Source organism: Aliivibrio friggae (assembly GCF_057368515.1).
Window position 1 is genome coordinate 482,637 of sequence record NZ_CM170648.1, and the last position, 21,812, is coordinate 504,448.

Annotated in this window: 17 protein-coding genes; 15 read left to right on the forward strand and 2 right to left on the reverse strand. The window is 40.4% G+C overall.

Annotation, left to right across the window (positions count from 1 at the left end):
• Positions 1-22 precede the first annotated feature (22 nt).
• The 4 genes from ptsP to AC2INI_RS02250 all read left to right on the forward strand — a co-directional run bounded on the left by ptsP (position 23) and on the right by AC2INI_RS02250 (position 4,886).
• The gene (gene ptsP / locus AC2INI_RS02235; protein WP_122036637.1) at positions 23-2,284 is read left to right on the forward strand and encodes a phosphoenolpyruvate--protein phosphotransferase; all 2,262 of its coding nucleotides are present in this window, start codon (positions 23-25) and stop codon (positions 2,282-2,284) included.
• Positions 2,285-3,088 carry a sulfite exporter TauE/SafE family protein gene (locus AC2INI_RS02240; RefSeq protein ID WP_122036638.1) on the forward strand — a complete coding sequence of 268 codons (804 nt, stop codon included), beginning with the start codon at positions 2,285-2,287 and terminating at the stop codon, positions 3,086-3,088.
• A 10-nt stretch (positions 3,089-3,098) separates the two neighbouring features.
• Positions 3,099-3,950: a prolipoprotein diacylglyceryl transferase gene (gene lgt, locus AC2INI_RS02245; RefSeq protein WP_486305252.1), complete on the forward strand. Its 852-nt coding sequence runs from the start codon at positions 3,099-3,101 to the stop codon at positions 3,948-3,950.
• Positions 3,951-4,034: 84 nt separating this feature from the next.
• Positions 4,035-4,886 carry a thymidylate synthase gene (locus AC2INI_RS02250; protein WP_486305253.1) on the forward strand — a complete coding sequence of 284 codons (852 nt, stop codon included), beginning with the start codon at positions 4,035-4,037 and terminating at the stop codon, positions 4,884-4,886.
• Between the two features lie 100 nt (positions 4,887-4,986).
• On the opposite strand, the gene AC2INI_RS02255 is transcribed toward AC2INI_RS02250, so the two are convergent.
• On the reverse strand, positions 4,987-6,132 hold the full coding sequence (locus AC2INI_RS02255; protein ID WP_122036654.1) for a Na/Pi symporter: 1,146 nt from the start codon (positions 6,130-6,132) through the stop codon (positions 4,987-4,989).
• A gap of 411 nt (positions 6,133-6,543) precedes the next feature.
• Between AC2INI_RS02255 and nhaR the strand changes: the two genes are divergently transcribed.
• Both nhaR and AC2INI_RS02265 read left to right on the forward strand, forming a co-directional pair.
• The gene (gene nhaR, locus AC2INI_RS02260; protein ID WP_122036655.1) at positions 6,544-7,443 is read left to right on the forward strand and encodes a transcriptional activator NhaR; all 900 of its coding nucleotides are present in this window, start codon (positions 6,544-6,546) and stop codon (positions 7,441-7,443) included.
• Positions 7,444-7,493: 50 nt separating this feature from the next.
• Positions 7,494-7,793, forward strand: coding sequence for an ArsR/SmtB family transcription factor (locus tag AC2INI_RS02265; protein WP_122036656.1), 300 nt, complete (start codon positions 7,494-7,496; stop codon positions 7,791-7,793).
• Positions 7,794-7,925: 132 nt separating this feature from the next.
• Here the strand turns inward: AC2INI_RS02265 and rpsT are convergent, their stop codons facing one another.
• Positions 7,926-8,186, reverse strand: coding sequence for a 30S ribosomal protein S20 (rpsT, locus tag AC2INI_RS02270; protein ID WP_122036657.1), 261 nt, complete (start codon positions 8,184-8,186; stop codon positions 7,926-7,928).
• Positions 8,187-8,407: 221 nt separating this feature from the next.
• On the opposite strand from rpsT, the gene murJ reads away from it, so the two are divergent.
• The 9 genes from murJ (at position 8,408) to carB (ending at position 21,712) form a co-directional block, all read left to right on the forward strand.
• A complete protein-coding gene (murJ, locus tag AC2INI_RS02275) occupies positions 8,408-9,967 on the forward strand; it encodes a murein biosynthesis integral membrane protein MurJ (RefSeq protein WP_122036658.1) in 1,560 nt (519 codons plus the stop codon).
• Positions 9,968-10,056: 89 nt separating this feature from the next.
• Complete coding sequence (ribF, locus tag AC2INI_RS02280) at positions 10,057-10,989, forward strand: bifunctional riboflavin kinase/FAD synthetase (protein ID WP_122036659.1); 933 nt, start codon at positions 10,057-10,059, stop codon at positions 10,987-10,989.
• Positions 10,990-11,025: 36 nt separating this feature from the next.
• Positions 11,026-13,890 carry an isoleucine--tRNA ligase gene (gene ileS / locus AC2INI_RS02285; RefSeq protein ID WP_486305254.1) on the forward strand — a complete coding sequence of 955 codons (2,865 nt, stop codon included), beginning with the start codon at positions 11,026-11,028 and terminating at the stop codon, positions 13,888-13,890.
• Positions 13,890-14,405, forward strand: a complete 516-nt coding sequence (gene lspA / locus AC2INI_RS02290) for a signal peptidase II (RefSeq protein WP_045102851.1) — start codon at positions 13,890-13,892, stop codon at positions 14,403-14,405. Before ileS ends, lspA begins: the two co-directional genes overlap by 1 nt.
• A gap of 85 nt (positions 14,406-14,490) precedes the next feature.
• Positions 14,491-14,922: an FKBP-type peptidyl-prolyl cis-trans isomerase gene (fkpB, locus tag AC2INI_RS02295; RefSeq protein WP_486305255.1), complete on the forward strand. Its 432-nt coding sequence runs from the start codon at positions 14,491-14,493 to the stop codon at positions 14,920-14,922.
• Positions 14,923-14,946: 24 nt separating this feature from the next.
• Positions 14,947-15,891: a 4-hydroxy-3-methylbut-2-enyl diphosphate reductase gene (gene ispH / locus AC2INI_RS02300; protein WP_045102849.1), complete on the forward strand. Its 945-nt coding sequence runs from the start codon at positions 14,947-14,949 to the stop codon at positions 15,889-15,891.
• 69 nt (positions 15,892-15,960) lie between these two features.
• Positions 15,961-16,770, forward strand: coding sequence for a 4-hydroxy-tetrahydrodipicolinate reductase (gene dapB, locus AC2INI_RS02305; protein WP_122036662.1), 810 nt, complete (start codon positions 15,961-15,963; stop codon positions 16,768-16,770).
• 554 nt (positions 16,771-17,324) lie between these two features.
• Positions 17,325-18,464, forward strand: a complete 1,140-nt coding sequence (gene carA / locus AC2INI_RS02310) for a glutamine-hydrolyzing carbamoyl-phosphate synthase small subunit (protein WP_486305256.1) — start codon at positions 17,325-17,327, stop codon at positions 18,462-18,464.
• 17 nt (positions 18,465-18,481) lie between these two features.
• The gene (carB, locus tag AC2INI_RS02315) at positions 18,482-21,712 is read left to right on the forward strand and encodes a carbamoyl-phosphate synthase large subunit (protein WP_122036663.1); all 3,231 of its coding nucleotides are present in this window, start codon (positions 18,482-18,484) and stop codon (positions 21,710-21,712) included.
• Positions 21,713-21,812 lie beyond the last annotated feature (100 nt).

Here is a 21,812-nt window from a genome sequence, read left to right on the forward strand (position 1 = left end):
ATAACCTTAAGGATTACCTCTTATGCTTACTCAACTCAGGGATATAGTTGATCACGTCGCTAAAGCAGAGTCATTAGATGATGCTTTAGCGCTACTGGTTAAAAACACTCGAAATTCTATGCACACAGAGTGTTGTTCAGTTTACTTGATGAGCAATGATAATCTGCGGCTAGAACTAATGGCAACGGAAGGCTTAAAAGCCAAACCTAATACCGTGTCATTAGGCATTGATGAAGGACTAGTAGGTCTTGTTGCTCGCAGTTGTGAGCCACTAAACCTTGCTAACGCATCGGTGCACCCATCATATAAATACATTCCAAGTATTGCTGAATACAAATTTAACTCTTTTTTGGCGACTCCGATTATATATCGTCGTCAAAATTTAGGGGTGTTGGTTGTTCAGCAAAAAGAAAAGCGCCAATTTACAGAAGTCGAAGAATCCTTTTTAGTCACACTATCAGCTCAGCTTGCCGTGGTGTTAGCGCACGCAAAAGCGCATGAAAGTTGGTCGACTCATTTACAAACCTCCTCAACAGAGCAGAAGCAATTTAAAGGTATTTCAGCCTCTAATGGGGTTGGGATTGCACCGCTATGGTTTGATGACGCCCAACCTAAAATTGAAGCTATTTTACCAAGTTCATGCCTTGATTCTGAGACAGAAAAAGATCGCTTAGGCACAGCTATTGAACAAGCCTTAAAAGACTTTAGACGATCGAAAAAACGTTTTGAACAAGAGTTGAATACAGAAACACTCGCAATCTTTGATCTGTTTACTCACTTATTGAATGATCCAATGTTAAAAGCGGATCTGAAAAAACAGATCGATAAAGGGGATTCTGCTGAATGGGCACTACGCCAAGTCATTGAGTCTTATGCTGGACGCTTTGAACGAATGAGTGACTCTTATTTGAGTGAGAGGGCGAATGATGTCAGGGAGTTAGGGCAGAGGTTACTTTATTTTCTGAACTATGAAGATAATCTTGATATTGACCTTTCGCATCCGGTTATTTTGGTGACGGCTCAACTAACCGCATCAATGTTGGCGAGTATTCCAAAAGATAAGCTAAAAGGCGTTATCTCTCTAGAAGGGGCGGCGAACTCTCACGCGGCAATACTATCAAGAGCATTGGGTATTCCGGCGATTATGGGAGTAGAGTTTAACCCTGCTCATTATCATAAATCATTAGCCATTGTTGATGGTTATAGTGGTTTGCTTTATATCAAGCCAACTGATGCTTTAACTCAAGAATATATAGAACTACAGAATGAAGAGATCGCACTCTCTGAATTGATTACACAAGATCTTGATAAGCCAACATTAACGTTAGATGGTCATCTAATGAAGATCCACCTTAATGCCGGATTAAGTGCCGATTCAAGTATTGCGGTTAACCAAGGGGTTGATGGTGTTGGTTTGTATCGAACAGAAATACCGTTTTTATTGCATCAACGATTCCCTTCTGAAGAAGAGCAATATTTGCAATATAAGGCAATTTTAGAAACCTATCCTCAAAAACCAGTAATCATGAGAACCTTGGATATTGGTGGGGATAAGCCGTTACCTTATTTGCCAATCGAAGAAGATAATCCATTTTTAGGTTGGCGCGGTATTCGATTTACTTTAGATCATCCTGACATCTTTTTATTGCAACTAAAAGCCATGGTAAGAGCCAATATAGGCAATGAAAATTTGTCTATTATGCTACCCATGATTTCAGGGATCCCAGAATTAAAGCAAGCAAGAGTTTTTATCAATCAAGCTTATGAAGAAGTGCTGAGTGAGGCTGAAACACACTTTGCAAAACCTCGCATTGGTATGATGGTAGAAGTGCCTTCTATGCTTTATCTCTTACCAAGAGTCGCAGGGTTAGTTGATTTCATTTCTGTAGGAACGAACGATTTAACTCAGTATTTATTAGCCGTCGATAGGAATAACTCACGGGTTTCTCATGTCTATGAGTCTTATCACCCTGCGGTATTGTTAGCATTAAAGCAGATTATCGATACGGCAAATCAGCATAATTTACCCGTCAGTGTCTGTGGTGAATTAGCGGGTGATCCTATTGGTTGTTTATTATTGATGGGGCTTGGCTATCACAGTTTAAGTATGAATACTTCTAACGTTGCAAAAGTTAAGTACATTATTAGGCAAGTTACGCTGGCTGAAATGGAAGCGACAATAGAAAAACTTTTACACCATGATGATGCAGAGCAAATTTTAGCTGATATGATGACGTTTTTTGAAGCGAAAGAACTCTCCGGATTTATTCGAGCAGGTAAATAAATGTCAGTGGATTTTTGGTCTATTTTTGCACTATATCTTGCATTAGGTAGTGTTGTTGGTGTTATGGCTGGTCTACTAGGGATTGGTGGTGGTTTACTTGTTGTACCTGCACTGCTGTGGTTACTTCCACAAGCTGGTATTGATGCGAGTATAGCAATGCAAATGGCACTTGGGACATCACTCGCAACCATTATATTTACCTCAAGCTCATCGGCATTGAACCATTTACGCTTAGGTAATGTCGAAGTGGGGTTAATTAAAAGTTTAGCACCAGGCGTTGTCATTGGCGGCTTTATTGGTAGTTATCTTACTGAATTAATACCAACCCAATATTTACCTAAAGTCTTTGGTATTATCGTGCTTTTATTAGCTCTACAGATGTTATTAGCACTTAAATTTACAGCAACAAGAACAATGCCATCGCCTCTTAAAACAGCAGCCTCTGGTGGAGTTATTGGTGTTGTATCTAGTTTAGCGGGTATTGGCGGTGGTTCACTTACGGTACCTTATTTAAGTTTTCATGGTATTGAAATGAGAAAAGCCATTGGCAGTTCCTCATTATGTGGCACATTAATCGCGATAGCTGGCATGATAGGGTTTGTCATACATGGTGTGAATGTAGAAAGCTTGCCTGCGATGAGTTTAGGTTATGTTTATTTACCGGCGTTATGCGGCATAAGCGTCACTTCTATTTTAACCACTAGAATAGGGGCTAAGTTAGCATCGCATTTACCAACACAAACATTGAAAAAAATCTTTGCCGTATTTCTAGTATTTATTGGCAGTAAAATGTTCTTAGGATAAGAGAGTAGTCATGAGTCAGGGGTATTTAAACTTCCCACATATCGATCCGATATTATTTGAAATTGGTCCATTAGCAGTACGTTGGTACGGTTTAATGTATTTATTCGGTTTTATGTTTGCCTTATGGCTTGCAAATAAACGTGCTGATAAGCCGAACAGTGGCTGGACTAGAGATCAAGTGAGTGATCTTCTGTTTGCTGGCTTTTTAGGGGTAGTGATTGGTGGGCGAGTTGGTTATGTCTTGTTTTATAACTTTGGTTATTTCTTAGATAACCCACTGTATCTATTTGAAGTATGGACAGGCGGAATGTCTTTCCATGGTGGATTACTGGGCGTGATCACCGCAATGCTTTGGTACGGTTATAAGAATAATCGTAGCTTTTTTACCATTGCTGATTTTGTCGCACCATTAGTGCCATTTGGTTTAGGGGCTGGTCGTCTTGGTAACTTCATGAATGGTGAACTATGGGGCCGTGTTACTGACGTGCCGTGGGCGATGGTATTCCCAACAGGCGGACCTTTCCCTCGTCACCCATCGCAGCTGTATGAATTTGCACTTGAAGGCGTTGTTTTATTCTTAATTCTAAATTGGTTTATTCGTAAACCTCGTCCATTAGGCGCAGTCTCTGGCTTATTCCTATTTGGTTACGGTACATTCCGCTTCTTAGTTGAGTATGTTCGTCAACCGGATGCGCAATTAGGTTTATTTGGCGATTGGATCTCAATGGGGCAAATACTGTCATTACCGATGGTTATTGGTGGTCTATTAATGATGCTTTGGGCATTTAAGCGTAATCTTTTTGCGGCAGACTTACAGAAAAAACCAGCAAAAGAAAATAGCTCAAAACAGAAAGCAAAATAAGCTAGAATAGCGATAATAACGATTTATAGTAATGGCCTCTTCGTTTGAGGCCATTTTTTTAAACCAATTTTAGAGAGCATGACCGTGAAGCAGTATTTAGATTTATGCCAACGCATTGTTGATGAAGGTCACTGGATTGAAAACGAGCGCACTGGAAAGCGCTGTTTGACGGTGATTAATGCCGATTTAACCTATGATGTTGCCAATGGTGAATTTCCATTAGTAACGACACGTAAGAGTTTCTGGAAATCAGCCGTTGCTGAAATGATTGGTTATATTCGCGGTTATGATAACGCAGAAGATTTCCGCAAAATAGGTACTAAAACTTGGGATGCGAATGCGAACCTAAACGACGTTTGGCTTAATAGCGCTCACCGAAAAGGTGAAGATGACATGGGCCGAGTATATGGGGTTCAAGGGCGTTCGTGGGCAAAACCAAATGGTGAGTTTGTCGATCAACTGAAAAAGATCATTGATGATTTAAGCGCTGGTATTGATGACCGCGGTGAGATTTTAAATTTCTACAACCCAGGTGAGTTTGATATGGGCTGTTTACGTCCGTGCATGTACTCACACCATTTTTCATTATTAGGTGATACATTGTACTTAAATAGTACTCAACGCTCGTGTGATGTTCCGCTAGGCCTTAATTTCAATATGGTTCAAGTCTATTTTCTGTTGGCTATTGTGGCTCAAATTACAGGGCATAAAGCAGGTAAGGCCTATCATAAGATCGTTAATGGTCATATCTATGAAGATCAGCTTGAATTGATGAAAGAAGTTCAGTTAAAGCGTGAGCCATTGAAAGCCCCAATCTTTAAAATAAACCCTAAGATTAAATCATTAGAAGATTTAGAAACCTGGGTAACTATGGATGATTTTGAAGTGATTGGCTACGAAAGCCATGAAGCGATTAAGTATCCTTTTTCTGTGTAATACCTATTCCAGTAATAATATCTACTTAATTACATTTGTATAAGACATAAAAAAGCCCCAAAGCATTGACTTCGGGGCTTCCTTTATCTGTTTATCACTCTTAAACCGTTAGTGCTAATACACTGCCTGGTAGAATAATGAACACAAAGCTTAGGTAACCAGCAACAACACCTTTGTTACGGTTTGCCATCTCTGCAATCCACTCTGCGCCTTTCAATGGTAGTTCACGTAGGAATGGAGTACCAAAGATAACTAGAGTCGCAATCACATTGAAACATAAGTGAACCAGTGCAATTTGTAGAGCAAATACAGCGTATTCACCAGATACTGCTGTTGCTGCTAGCAATGCAGTCACACAAGTACCGATGTTAGCACCAAGAGTAAATGGATATACATCACGAACCTTAAGAACACCAGTACCAACTAATGGAACCATTAAGCTTGTTGTTGTTGAAGATGATTGTACTAATACAGTAACAATTGAGCCTGAAGCGATGCCATGAAGTGGACCGCGACCAATAGCACTCTTTAGAATGTCACGAGCACGACCAACCATTAGGCTCTTCATTAGTTTACCCATTAAGGTAATTGAAATTACAAGAATAACAATACCTAAAGCAATCATTAGTAGACCACCAGTCATGCTACCTAAATTAGATAGAGGCTCTTGGATTGCACCGATTACAGGCTTTGTAATTGGTTTAATGAAATCAAAGCCCTTGATGCTCATATCACCAGTGCTTAATAGTGGAGAGACTAACCAAAGTGATAGTTTTTGGAAAATGCCAAACATCATTTCTAATGGTAGGAAGATAGCTACCGCTAGAAGGTTAAAGAAGTCATGTACTGTCGCACAAGCAAATGCACGTCTAAATTCAGTTTTACAACGAGCGTGACCAAGACTTACAAGTGTATTGGTTACTGTTGTACCAATGTTTGCACCCATCACCATAGGAATTGCGGTTTCTACTGGTAAACCACCAGCTACTAATCCAACAATAATAGATGTTACTGTAGAAGATGATTGAATTAATGCTGTCGCAACTAGGCCGATCATTAAGCCTGCGATTGGATGAGAAGCAAATTCAAATAGAACTTTAGCTTCTTCACCTACAGACCATTTGAAGCCTGTTCCGACCATTGCAACAGCTAAAAGAAGAAGGTAAAGCATAAATGCTAAGTTTGCCCAACGCAGCATGCGAGAGGTATTGCTCATTGGTGCTGCAGAAATTGATTGGGTATTCATAGTAAAGCTCCGTACCGAAATAGTATGTTGTCGGTTTATTTAATCTGCAGCGATAGTAGATAACGAATATTTCAGAAATATTACAGTGAAGGCAAAAACTGTAATAAATTCGTCATATTTATTTTTAGTGTGATATTAGGTAATTGGGTTTTAGTTAAGCAATTGAATTAAAAGGATTTTTATTGGTTATTTTAAAATGGAATATAAAATATTTTTTGAAACGATTTTGTTCTATATTGCTATCGTATGACACTTTTAAGAACCTGAATGCGGAAAATTCGAGGTTTTAGTGAAAAAGTTATGGTTTTTACGAAGTGTTTGCTATTACTGTCATAAATGGCGTATCTTCTCTCTTTCTATCATTTTTAATTATTAACGTTCATCCGTGAATCGAAATTAACAAGGATTGCTATGTCTCATTTAAATTATAATCACTTGTACTATTTTTGGATGGTATGCAAACAAGGCTCAGTAACAAAAGCGGCAGAAGCTCTGTTTCTTACACCCCAAACGGTGACCGGTCAAATTAAAGCGCTAGAAGAGCGAGTTGATGGCAAACTAACTAAACGTAATGGACGCAACGTAGAGCCGACAGAACTAGGGCAGTTAATTTATAAGTATGCAGATCGTATGTTTGGTCTAAGTTATGAAATGCTAGATATCGTTAACTATAGTCAGCAATCTAATGTGCTATTTGACGTTGGGGTTGCTGATTCCTTATCTAAGCGCTTAGTTAGTAAAGTTCTTTCAACCACGGTGCCTGAAGATGCTTCTATTCACCTTCGTTGTTTTGAATCCACCCATGAATTGTTACTCGAACAATTATCTCAGCATAAATTAGATATGATCTTGTCTGATTGCCCTGTTGACTCAAGCCAAAACTCAGGCTTGTTTAGTAAGAAGCTAGGCGAGTGTAATATGAGTTTTTTTTGCTCTAAAGAGATGACGGATTTTCGTTTTCCTGAAGTATTAGAACAAAAGAAATTATTGATCCCTGGTAGTCGAACCTCAATGGGTAGAAAAGTGATTCAATGGTGTGATCAACAAGGTATTAAACCAAATATACTTGGAGAGTTTGATGATGTTGCGTTAATGAAGGCGTTTGCTCGCGAAAATAATGCAGTATTTTTAGCGCCAACGGTATATATGAATGAAGCGGATTCTGACCTTTCATTGCATAGAATTGCGGATGTAAACGACTTAAAAGAAGAGTATTACGTTATTTTTGCAGAGAGAATGATCCAACACCCAGCAGTAAAAAGCATCTGTACCGCTGATTTCTCACATTTATTTGATTTTCATTTGCAATAATAAAGCTGACTAAGCTAAATTAGAGGGAGCTAAATTAGAGGTCTAAAGTGATGAACTTACAAATGATGGAAGAAAATGCACCTCAAGCGGTAGCATTATTAAAAGCGATGGCGAATGAACGTCGCTTATTTATATTATGTTTGTTACTTGAAGGGGAGTTATCGGTAGGTCAAATTGCCGATAAATTAGAATTGAGTCAGTCAGCGCTATCGCAACATCTAGGTTGGCTGCGTAAAGATGAATTAGTGTCGACGAGAAAAGAATCTCAAACTGTTTTTTACTCTCTTAATAGTGAAGAAGTAAAATCAGTGATTCAATTATTGCATGATCTTTATTGTCCAAAGAATTAAAAGATAAAAGATAAAAGATAAAAGATAAAAGATAGATAGAGAGGTTAGTCCTTCTCTTTTATCAAATTTCAGATATAAAAAAACCGACCTAAGTCGGTTTTTTCTTATTTCTAACTGAGAATCAAATTTCTATTAAAGAGCTTTGATTGCAGCAGTGAAACGCGCTTTATGACGTGCAGCTTTATTCTTATGAATAAGGCCTTTAGTCGCCATGCGGTCTAGAAGAGGAACAGCTGTTGCTAATGCAGCAGTTGCAGCTTCTTTATCACCAGCTTCGATAGCTGTGATAGTTTTTTTCATGTAAGTGCGCATCATTGAACGACGGCTAGCGTTGTGCTGGCGACGTCTTTCAGATTGAGTTGCGCGCTTCTTAGCAGATTTACTATTTGCCAAGGGTCTAACTCCCAAAAACGTAGTTCGGTGACAATTTAAGGTCGGGAAATATGCACCCATTGAACCCAAATGTCAAATGATTTGTGTAAAAACCAAGCTGTCTCAAACAAAAGTTTGATGAGAATGGCAAAACACGGTTAAGATGGCGTGCATTCTAACAGCATTTTTTCCAGTTAGTAAGCTATTTATGGTCATCATTACCATCTTTGTGAGGTTTTTTTGTGAGTAAACGACTTTTACGTTCTGGCTTAATCGTCAGTATCATGACTTTAGTGTCTCGAGTACTCGGTTTAGTCCGTGATGTAGTAGTAGCAAATTTAATGGGCGCAGGGGCATCTGCGGATGTTTTTTTCTTTGCGAATAAAATTCCCAATTTTTTACGTCGCTTGTTTGCAGAAGGGGCTTTTTCGCAAGCCTTTGTGCCTGTACTGACGGAATATCATGCCAGCGGAGATGATAATAAAACCCGAGAATTAATAGCTAAAGCATCAGGCACGCTCGGGGTGCTAGTTACCATAGTGACTTTCTTTGGCATTATTGGTTCGGGGGTTGTGACTGCGCTGTTTGGAGCCGGTTGGTTTATGGACTGGCTTAATGATGGTCCTAATGCGCCTAAATTCGAGCTTGCTAGCTTTTTATTAAAAATTACCTTCCCTTATTTATGGTTTATCACCTTTGTTGCGCTCTCTGGTGCCATTTTAAATACATTAGGTAAGTTTGCTGTTTCTTCTTTTACACCTGTTTTTTTAAATATTGCCATTATTGCTTGTGCGTATTTTATTTCCCCAAATTTAGAACAACCTGAAATTGGCTTAGCGATTGGTGTATTCCTTGGCGGCTTAATTCAATTTTTATTTCAATTGCCATTTCTTTATAAAGCGAAAATGCTCGTTCGTCCTAAGTGGGGTTGGAATGATCCCGGCGTAACAAAAATCAGAACATTAATGATCCCAGCATTATTTGGTGTGTCGGTAAGTCAGATTAACCTATTATTTGATACTTTTATTGCAAGTTTCCTAGCGACAGGATCGATCAGTTGGCTCTACTACTCTGATCGTTTGTTGGAATTTCCCCTTGGTTTATTTGGGATTGCCATTGCGACCGTAATTTTACCTGCGCTTTCACGCCAACATGTCGATGCAAAAGGAACTGGTTTTTCACAAACAATGGATTGGGGGGTGAGAATGGTGATCTTACTTGGGATCCCGGCGATGCTTGGTTTGATGGTATTAGCAAAACCAATGTTGATGGTGCTATTCATGCGTGGTGAGTTTTCACCACACGACGTAAACCAAGCTTCTCTTTCTTTACTTGCATACGCATCTGGTTTACTTAACTTTATGTTAATCAAAGTATTAGCTCCAGGATATTACGCACGACAAGATACTAAAACACCGGTTCGTTACGGCATCATTGCTATGGTTACGAATATGGTTTTTAATGCTATTTTTGCGTCTTTCTATGGTTATGTAGGGCTAGCAATGGCGACCGCGCTATCTGCTTTGGTTAATATGGCGTTACTTTACCGTGGTCTTCACTTAGCCAATGTGTATAAGTTGTCAAAGGAAACACTGGTTTATATTGGAAAGTTAATCGTTTCTGGCGGCGTAATGGTCACCGTATTAATTTGGTTTATGCCATCAATTAGCGTATGGCTAGAGTGGGATCTGATGAAACGAATGATCATGCTGATTGGCTTCATCGGCCTAGGTGCACTGAGTTATTTGATAACAGCGGTACTCTTCGGTTTACGCCTTCGTCATTTACGAGTTTCAGTCTAAAGTAAGAATTACGTTGTTCAGTGGTTTGGTTGGACACATTAGTATATAATTCGTCAGTTTTTTTAATCAAATAACTTGATATTGAGATAATGGAATTAATCCGAGGCATTCATAATATTACGCCTGACCATAACGGTTGCGTAATGACTATTGGTAATTTTGACGGTGTGCATTTAGGACATCAACAAGTATTACAACAAGTTAAGGCTAAAGCTAAGCAATTAGGTTTGCCTTCTGTTGTGATGACATTTGATCCACAACCAATGGAATTTTTTGCTAAAGAGAAAGCACCTGCTCGATTGACTCGTTTACGAGATAAGTTTGTTCAGCTTGATAAATTGAATATAGAGCGTCTGCTTTGTATTAATTTTAATCATAAATTTGCACAGCAAACGGCAGATGAATTCGTTGAGCACTTGTTGGTTAAGCTATTGGGTGTTAAGTTTCTGGTTGTTGGTGATGATTTTTGTTTTGGACAACATCGCCAAGGTAACTTTGAAATGCTACAAAAAGCAGGTAAAAAATACGGCTTTGAAGTAGTAAATACACAAAGCTTTTGTCTGCAACAACAACGAGTCAGTAGTACTGCTATTCGTAATGCTCTTGCTGAAGACCGATTAAAAGATGTCGCCACGATGTTAGGGCGAAATTATAGTATTACAGGCCGTGTTTCACATGGTCGAAAATTAGGGAGAACGATAGGTTTTCCCACTGCGAATATCCCATTAAAACGTTGTGTTTCCCCTGTGTCTGGCGTTTATGTTGTTCAAGCCAAAGACAGTAATGGTAAACAATTAGGCGGTGTCGCCAATATAGGTAACCGTCCAACGGTAAATGGCGTTCGTCAACAACTGGAAGTTCACTTCTTCGATTACAAAGGCAATTTATATGGCCAGCAATTGGATGTGGAGTTACTTTGTAAGTTGCGTGATGAGCATAAATTTGAGTCATTTGACGCATTAAAACAACAAATAGAATTAGATTCTCAGGCAGCACGGGTGTGGCTGTCTGAAAACAGATAACATTTCATTTCGCCCAAGTAACGGAATTAAGAATCAATGAGTGACTATAAAGATACCTTGAACCTGCCAGAAACAGGATTCCCAATGCGTGGTAACCTGGCTAATCGTGAGCCAGAAATGCTGAAGCGTTGGTATGATGAAGATCTTTACGGTGAAATCCGTAAAGCAAAAAAAGGTAAGAAATCGTTCGTATTACACGACGGTCCTCCTTATGCAAATGGTGACATCCATATTGGTCACGCATTAAACAAGATTCTTAAAGACATTATTATTAAGTCAAAGACACTTTCTGGCTTTGATGCGCCGTACATTCCTGGTTGGGATTGTCACGGTCTACCAATTGAATTAATGGTAGAGAAGAAAAAAGGCAAACCAGGTCAAAAAATCTCTGCGGCTGAATTCCGTGAAGAGTGTCGTAAATACGCGGCAGGCCAAGTTGAAGGCCAAAAAGAAAGCTTTAAGCGTTTAGGTATCATGGGCGAGTGGGACAAACCATACCGCACTATGGATTTTGGTACTGAAGCAAACATTATCCGTTCACTGGGTAAAATTGCTGACCAAGGTCACCTACTTAAAGGTTTTAAACCTGTTCACTGGTGTACAGATTGTGGTTCAGCACTTGCTGAAGCAGAAGTTGAATACCAAGATAAAGTATCTCCATCTATTGATGTGCGTTTTATTGCGGCAGACGAAGCAGCAACATTAGCAAAATTCAGCACACCTGAAGGTCATCAAGGTGAAGGTGAAGTATCGGTTGTTATCTGGACAACGACACCTTGGACTCTTCCTGCTAACCGTGCAGTAGCATTACATGCTGATCTTGAATACGTATTAGTTCAAGTTGAAGCACATGGTGAGCAAAAAGCACAACGTCTAATCCTTGCATCTGAGCTAGCTAAATCTGTAATGGATCGTGCTGGTATCGAGCATTTCCATAACTTAGGTTTTGCAAAAGGGTCTGATTTAGAGCTTCTTCAATTCAATCACCCATTCTATGGCTTTACGGTTCCGGCTATTTTAGGCGAGCACGTAACGACAGATTCAGGTACAGGTATCGTTCATACTGCCCCTGGTCACGGTCAAGAAGATTTCGTGGTTGGTAAGAAATACGATCTAGAAATTGCAAACCCAGTAGGTTCAAACGGTGTATACCTTCCTGATACTGAACTGTTTGCTGGTCAACACGTATTCAAAGCGAACGATTCAGTTCTTGAAGTGTTAAAAGAGAAAGGTGCATTACTGCATCACCACGCGTACGAGCACAGCTACCCACATTGCTGGAGACACAAAACGCCAATTATCTTCCGTGCAACACCACAATGGTTCATCTCAATGGATCAAGCGGGTCTTCGTGCAAAAGCATTAGAAGAAGTGAAGAGTGTTGAGTGGATGCCAGAGTGGGGTCAAAACCGCATCGAAGGTATGATCGAAGGTCGTCCTGAGTGGTGTATTTCTCGTCAACGTACTTGGGGTGTGCCAATCGCTCTATTCGTTCACAAAGAAACCTCTGAACTACACCCTAATTCACTAGAGCTAATTGAAAAAGTAGCTAAGCTAGTTGAAGAGAAAGGCATTCAAGCGTGGTGGGATGTAGATGCCGCTGAGCTTATGGGTGAAGATGACGCTGCTAAATACGAAAAAGTATTAGATACATTAGACGTATGGTTTGACTCAGGTGTTACTCACTTCTCGGTTGTTGATTCTCGTGAAGAGTATGACTTCCCAGAAGAAAAAGAAGAAAGAACACACAGTGCTGACCTTTACTTAGAAGGTTCAGATCAACACCGTGGTTGGTTCCAATCATCACTGATCTCTTCTGTTGCAATGAAAGGTAAAGCACCTTACCGCCAAGTACTAACACACGGTTTCGTGGTAGATGGTAATGGTCGTAAGATGTCTAAATCTATCGGTAACGTAGTTGCACCAAAAGACGTAACGAACAAACTAGGCGCAGATATTCTTCGTTTATGGGTTGCTTCAACGGATTACACTAACGAAGTTGCGGTTTCTGATGAAATCCTAAAACGTTCAGCTGACGCATACCGTCGTATTCGTAACACAGCACGTTTCTTCTTAGCTAACCTAAACGGCTTTAACCCAGAAACAGACATCGTTCCTGCTGAAGAAATGGTTGCTCTGGATCGCTGGGCTGTTGGTCGTGCATTTGCTGCACAAGAAGAGATCATTAAGTCTTTTGAGGAATACAATCTTCATGAAGTAACTCAGCGTTTGATGCACTTCTGTTCAATCGAAATGGGTTCTTTCTACTTAGACGTAATTAAAGATCGCCAATACACAGCGAAGCAAAGTGGTCACGCTCAACGTAGCTGTCAAACTGCGCTTTACTACATTGTAGAAGCTCTTGTTCGTTGGATGGCACCAATCATGTCATTCACAGCAGATGAGATCTGGAATGAAATGCCAGGTGAGCGCGAGAAATTCGTATTCACAGGTGAGTGGTACCAAGGCCTGTTTGATCTTGCTGAAGGCGAAGAATTTAATAATGAATTCTGGACTGAAATCCAAGCGGTTCGTGCGTCAGTAAACAAACTGCTAGAAACTGCTCGTAGTGAGAAAGTTATCGGTGGTTCACTTCAAGCTGAAGTTACGCTATACGCAGACGATGCACTAGCGGCTAAAATTAATAAACTTGAAGATGAGTTACGTTTTGTTCTTCTGACATCAAGTGCGACAGTGAAACCACTAAGCGAAAAAACAGAATCAGCAAAAGCAACAGAACTTGAAGGTCTGTTTGTAGATGTTGCCGCTTCTGAAGCTGCGAAGTGTGAGCGTTGTTGGCACCATGTTGCTGATGTAGGTACTATCGAAGGTCACGAAGAAGTATGTGGTCGTTGTGTATCTAACGTTAGCGGCGAAGGCGAAGAGCGTAAATTTGCATAATGACTAGCGATAATAAGACATTACCGCTGCTTAAAGAATCAGGACTTCGCTGGCTATGGCTGGCGGGGATCATCTTTATGGCAGACATCAGCATCAAATTATTTGTGATGAAAGAGATGGGTTATGGTTGGGCAAACCGCATTGAGGTATTGCCATTCTTTAATTTTCTTTATGTTCATAACTATGGTGCTGCATTTAGCTTTTTAAGTGATCAAGCAGGTTGGCAGCGTTGGTTCTTTACTGGTATTGCTGTTGCTGTGTGTAGTTTATTAGGTTATTGGATGCGTAAAGCGCCGCAAACTGACAAACTGAATAACATGGCTTATGCACTGATCATTGGCGGTGCGATTGGTAATGTGTTTGATCGCTTGGTTCATGGCTTTGTCGTGGATTACCTTGATTTCTATTGGGGTAATTATCACTGGCCAGCTTTCAATTTAGCAGATGCTGCAATTTGTATTGGTGCGGGACTTATCATTCTAGATGGTTTTCGTACTAGTAAAAAAGCACAGTAAATAAAAAGAAAGTAAATTAACGCTGCCCGTGAACTCGAGGTGGCGTTTTTTTTAAGTACTAAATTAAGATATCTAGGGAAAGAAAATGTCAAAAATTGAAAGCAATAGCGAAGTCACTCTACATTTCACAATCAAACTAAAAGATGGTTCAGTTGCAGACAGTACGCATACTGGAGGAAAAGCGGCAAAATTCACCATGGGTGATGGCAGCATTAGTGATAACTTTGAGAAGTGTTTATTAGGTTTAGAAGCCGAGCAATCAAAAAGTATTGAGCTTGGCGCAGAAGATGCTTTTGGTTTGCCTAACCCTGATAATATTCATCATATGGACAAAAGTCGTTTTGTCGGAGATGCAGCCGCTGAGGTGGGTACCATTATGGCATTCAGTGGGCCTGATGGCGTAGATATTCCAGGGATTATTACCGAGATTGCTGGCGATTCAGTTACGGTTGATTTTAATCACCCATTAGCGGGTCAAGATGTTATCTTTGACGTAGAAATTGTAGCGGTTGGTTAAACCAACACTAAATAGAGATAAAAAATGAAAATAGTATTAGCTAACCCTCGTGGATTTTGTGCTGGCGTCGATCGTGCCATTAGTATTGTTGAGCGAGCTCTTGAATTGTATGAAGCCCCTATTTATGTACGTAATGAAGTGGTACATAACCGCTTTGTTGTTGAGGGTTTAAAACAGCGTGGTGCTATTTTTATTAAAGAGTTAGATGAAGTACCTGACGATAATATCGTTATTTTTTCAGCTCACGGTGTTTCTCAAGCGGTACGTAAAGAAGCAAAAGATCGTGCATTAACCGTGTTTGATGCAACTTGCCCATTAGTAACAAAAGTTCATATGGAAGTTGCTCGTGCTAGTAAGAAGAATATAGAAGTCGTATTGATTGGTCATGCAGGTCATCCTGAGGTTGAAGGTACGATGGGGCAATATACTAGCGAAGCGGGTGGAATGTATTTAGTTGAAACACCAGCGGATGTTGAAAAGCTGAGTGTTCGTGATGAAAGCAACCTACATTACGTAAGTCAAACAACACTGTCTGTTGATGAAACAGCAGACGTCATTGATGAACTTCGCCGTGTATTCCCTGAGATTCAAGGCCCACGCAAAGATGACATTTGTTATGCAACACAAAATCGTCAAGATGCGGTGCGAGATATGGCTAACCAAGTCGATATTATGATAGTCGTAGGCTCTAAAAATTCATCGAACTCAAATAGGCTTCGTGAATTATCAGAAAAATTAGGCACAACCAGTTATTTGATAGATTGCCCTGAAGATTTAAAAGAAGAATGGTTAACAGAGAAAGCTAAAATTGGCGTCACCGCGGGTGCATCTGCTCCTGAAGAGCTTGTTAATCAGATTATAGAGAAAGTAAAAGCACTTGGTGGCACGACGGTTGATGAATTAGCTGGACGTGAAGAAAATATGTTCTTTGAAGTACCAAAAGAATTACAAATAAAAACGGTGTCTTAGAACTTCATATAGTCGAACTAGAAGAATTAAGATAGAGTGCAAGGATAAGCATTTAAAGGAGCAAGAAAAATGGTAAGAGTAGCAATTGCTGGCGCAGCAGGAAGAATGGGCCGTAACCTAATTAAAGCAGTCAATGGCTCTCAGTTTGCTGTACTTGCAGCCGCAAGCGAGCATCCAGAATCAAGCTTAATCGGTGTTGATGTTGGTGAGATGGCTGGATTAGGAAAATCGGGCCTTACCATTGTTGATGATTTAGCAAAAGTCGTTGATGACTTTGATGTGATTATTGATTTTACTCTTCCTATTTCGACGCTTAAAAATATCGAATTGTGCCAAGAGCATAAAAAAGCGATTGTCATTGGTACAACAGGCTTTAGTGAACCAGGTAAAGCGCTTATCGATCAAGCTTCAAAAGATATTCCTATTGTTATGGCTCCTAACTACAGTGTTGGTGTTAACCTTGTCTTCAAGCTGTTAGAAAAGGCAGCAAAAGTGATGGGTGATTATTGTGATATTGAGATTGTAGAAGCGCATCACCGCTATAAAGTAGACGCGCCTTCAGGTACTGCTATTGGTATGGGAGAGGCGATAGCAGGTGCAATGGGTAATAAGCTTGATGATGTTGCCGTGTATAGTCGTGAGGGCATTACCGGTGAACGAACTAAAGATGAAATTGGTTTTGCTACCATTCGTGCGGGTGATATTGTCGGAGAGCATACTGCTATGTTTGCAGATATTGGTGAACGTGTCGAAATTACGCATAAAGCAACGGATAGAATGACGTTTGCTAATGGTGCAGTGAGAGCTTCCCACTGGCTTCATCAGAAATCCCCTGGTTTTTATACCATGCATGATGTATTAGAGTTGGATCAACTATAATATTTATATTAAGCCCGAATCGTTATTGATTCGGGCTTTTTTTTAACTATAAATACTGCAACGACCTGTTAATCATGCTTTATGCACGAATGGCGAACCGTATTAAACGGTTTGGCTATTTGATGTCGTTGCTTTTCTTTTATAGAACGACACATATTTATTAAGTTTATATCTTGTTTTGTTTGCTATGGCTGATTTTTTGTATAAAGCCTCTATTTTTTACTGTTAACTTGGTGTTTTAACGTTTGCTATATTTTGAACAGTAATTTCTTATGGTGAAAAAAGATTGAATATGCAGGAAATCATTTTAAGGGTAAATAATCATCATATTAGATGGTTAAAGTGATTGTTTTGCTATTGAAATGACTTTTTTGTAGTGAGTTGCCTAAAAAAATCATTTTAAGATGTGTTTTTTGTTGACAGGAATCTCATAGATCTCTAGAATTTCGCCAATTTGTCAAAATTCGTACTTGAAGTTAGAATTTTGGGTCTAAAAAAACAGTTTTGCATTAATATTTGTAAAAACTGAATGTTTATTATGTTTGGAGGTTGTCTTGAGTAAATCAGCGCTGTTAGTCCTAGAAGATGGGACAGTGTTCCGCGGTCAATCGATTGGAGCAGATGGCTCGGCCGTTGGTGAAGTCGTTTTTAATACCTCGATGACGGGGTACCAAGAAATTCTTACTGATCCTTCCTATTCTCAACAAATCGTTACTCTTACTTATCCTCACATTGGCAATACCGGAATCAATTCCGAAGATGAAGAATCTTCTTCTATCCACGCTCAAGGCCTTGTGATTCGCGATCTTCCTCTTCTAGCTTCAAACTTCCGCAGTGAACAAACTCTTTCTGAATATCTTAAATCTCAAAACATTGTCGGCATTGCTGATATCGATACGCGTAAGCTGACTCGAATTTTGCGTGAAAAAGGTGCTCAAAACGGTTGTATCTTAGCGGGTAACAATTTAGATGAAGCATTCGCACTTGCTCAAGCAAAAGAGTTCCCAGGTCTTAAGGGAATGGATTTAGCGAAAGAAGTAACAACTTCTGAAGCTTACCAATGGAAGCAAGGTTCTTGGACACTGACTGGCGGTCTGCCAGAAGAAAAAGCAGACAGTGAATTACCATTTCACGTTGTAGCTTACGATTTCGGTGCTAAACGTAACATCCTGCGTATGTTAGTAGACCGCGGTTGTCGCCTAACAGTAGTTCCTGCACAAACTTCAGCTGAAGAAGTGTTAGCAATGAATCCAGATGGCGTATTCCTATCAAATGGCCCTGGTGATCCAGCGCCGTGTACTTACGCAATTGAAGCAACGAAAGTGTTCTTAGAAAAAGGTCTACCAATCTTTGGTATCTGTCTTGGTCACCAAATTCTTGCTCTAGCATCAGGCGCTCAAACAGTAAAAATGAAGTTTGGTCACCACGGTGCAAACCACCCTGTTAAAGATTTGGATCGTGATGTAGTTATGATCACTGCACAGAACCACGGTTTTGCGGCAGATGAAGAAACACTTCCAGAAAATTTACGTGCAACACATAAATCATTGTTTGATGGCACTCTGCAAGGCATTCATCGTACAGATAAGCCAGCATTTAGCTTCCAAGGTCACCCTGAAGCAAGCCCAGGTCCACATGATGCAGCGCCATTATTTGACCATTTCATTGAATTGATTCAGCAGCATAAAGCTTAATTCGGAGTAGTAATAAGATGCCAAAACGTACTGATATTAAAAGCGTTCTAATTCTAGGTGCAGGCCCAATCGTAATCGGCCAAGCATGTGAATTTGACTACTCTGGTGCACAAGCGTGTAAAGCACTTCGTGAAGAAGGCTACCGCGTTATCCTTGTGAACTCTAACCCAGCAACAATCATGACTGACCCAGACATGGCTGATGCAACGTACATTGAACCTATCCATTGGGAAGTGGTTCGTAACATCATCGAAAAAGAGCGTCCAGATGCAGTTCTACCTACAATGGGTGGCCAAACAGCATTGAACTGTGCGCTTGATTTAGAAAAGCACGGTGTGCTTGCTGAATTCGGTGTTGAGATGATTGGTGCAACGGCTGATGCAATTGATAAAGCAGAAGACCGTTCACGTTTCGATAAAGCAATGAAGTCAATTGGTCTTGAGTGTCCAACGGCTGATACTGCAAAAACAATGGAAGAAGCTTACAGAGTTCTAGAGATGGTAGGCTTCCCTTGTATTATTCGTCCATCATTTACGATGGGTGGAACGGGCGGTGGTATCGCTTATAACAAGGAAGAGTTTGAAGAAATTTGTCGCCGTGGTTTGGACTTATCTCCAACCAACGAGCTTCTAATCGATGAATCATTAATCGGTTGGAAAGAGTATGAGATGGAAGTGGTTCGTGATAAGAACGACAACTGTATCATCGTATGTGCGATTGAAAACTTCGATGCAATGGGCATCCATACAGGTGACTCAATCACTGTAGCTCCAGCTCAAACGCTAACAGATAAAGAATACCAATTAATGCGTAATGCTTCTCTAGCAGTACTGCGTGAGATTGGTGTTGAAACGGGTGGTTCAAACGTACAGTTTGGTATTAACCCGAAAGATGGCCGTATGGTTATCATCGAGATGAACCCACGTGTATCACGTTCATCTGCGCTTGCATCTAAAGCTACGGGTTTCCCTATTGCTAAAATTGCAGCGAAACTTGCGATTGGTTATACACTTGATGAGTTAATGAATGATATTACAGGTGGCGCAACACCAGCATCATTCGAACCAACAATTGATTACGTTGTTACTAAGATCCCTCGTTTTAACTTCGAAAAATTCGCAGGGGCAAATGATCGTCTAACAACACAGATGAAATCAGTTGGTGAAGTTATGGCTATCGGCCGTAACCAACAAGAATCACTACAAAAAGCACTTCGTGGCCTAGAAGTTGGCGCGGATGGTTTTGATGAAATGGTTGATCTTGATGCTCCTGATGCATTAACTAAGATCCGTCACGAATTAAAAGACGCAGGTGCAGAGCGTATCTGGTATATCGCCGATGCATTCCGTGCTGGCATGTCAGTAGATGGCGTATTTAATTTAACAAACGTTGACCGTTGGTTCTTAGTTCAAATTGAAGATTTAGTAAAAGAAGAAGAAGCAGTTAAAGCGGGCGGTTTCGCTAGCTTAACAGCGGATAGCCTTCGTAAACTTAAGCGTAAAGGTTTTGCTGATGCGCGTTTATCTAAATTATTAGGTGTTGCAGAAAGCGAGATCCGTCGTCTTCGTGACCAACATGATATTCACCCTGTTTACAAGCGTGTAGATACCTGTGCGGCTGAGTTCTCTTCAGATACGGCTTACATGTACTCATCTTACGATGAAGAGTGTGAAGCAAACCCAACAGATAAAGATAAGATCATGATCTTAGGTGGCGGTCCAAACCGTATCGGCCAGGGTATTGAGTTTGATTACTGTTGTGTACACGCATCGTTAGCACTTCGTGAAGATGGCTACGAAACTATCATGGTTAACTGTAATCCTGAGACTGTTTCTACTGATTACGATACGTCTGACCGTCTATACTTTGAACCAGTAACTCTGGAAGATGTACTAGCTATTGCTCGTATTGAAAAACCAAAGGGCGTTATTGTTCAGTACGGTGGTCAAACACCACTTAAACTGGCTCGTGCTCTTGAAGCTGCTGGCGTTCCAATTATTGGTACAAGCCCAGACGCTATCGACCGTGCAGAAGACCGTGAGCGCTTCCAAGTTGCTGTAGACCGTCTAGGCCTTCTACAACCAGAAAACGCAACCGTAACGACAATGGAACAAGCTATTGAGAAATCTCGCGAAATAGGCTTCCCATTAGTTGTTCGTCCTTCTTATGTTCTTGGTGGTCGTGCGATGGAAATCGTATACGATGAGCAAGACTTACGTCGTTACTTCAACGAAGCAGTAAGCGTTTCAAATGAATCTCCAGTACTTCTTGATAGCTTCTTAGATGATGCAATCGAAGTTGATGTAGATGCAATCTGTGACGGTGAGCAAGTGGTTATCGCTGGTATCATGGAACACATCGAACAAGCGGGTGTTCACTCAGGTGACTCAGCGTGTTCTCTTCCTGCTTATACGTTAAGCGAAGAAATCCAAGATGTGATGCGTGATCAAGTACGTAAGCTAGCATTCGAGCTAGGTGTTCGTGGCTTAATGAATACACAGTTTGCCGTTAAAGATAACAAAGTTTACTTAATTGAAGTTAACCCTCGTGCTGCACGTACGGTTCCATTCGTATCTAAAGCGACAGGTGCGCCAGTTGCTAAGATTGCTGCACGTGTAATGGCGGGTCAGTCTCTTGAGTCTCAAGGCTTTACAAAAGAGATTATCCCACCTTACTTCTCTGTTAAAGAAGTCGTATTACCGTTCAACAAGTTCCCTGGTGTTGACCCACTGTTAGGCCCTGAAATGCGCTCAACAGGTGAAGTTATGGGTGTTGGTGCAACGTTTGCTGAAGCATTTGCAAAAGCAGAATTAGGTTGTAGCAAAGAGTACCCAGAAGGCGGTCGAGCATTACTTTCTGTTCGTGAAGGCGATAAGAAACGTGTTGTAGATTTAGCAAAACACCTTGTTAAATTGGGTTACCAACTAGATGCTACTCATGGTACAGCGGTTATTCTTGGCGAAGCGGGTATTAACCCTCGTCTAGTAAACAAGGTACACGAAGGTCGCCCTCACATTCTTGACCGTATCAAGAATGGTGAATACACCTACATCGTAAATACTGCAGCAGGTCGTCAAGCGATTGAAGATTCTAAAGTATTACGTCGTGGTGCATTGGCTGAAAAAGTGAACTACACAACAACGCTAAATGCAGCGTTTGCGAGTTGTTTAGCGCATGAAGCAGATGACCGTAACACGGTTAACTCTGTTCAAGAGCTACACGCTAAAGTAGCAGCTAAATACGCTTAATTACGAAACTGGCTAAGTAACAATATTAGTTAAGTAATAAAAATCCCGAAGAATGAGAGTTCTTCGGGATTTTTTCATTTATCTTTTCTAGTTAATCTAA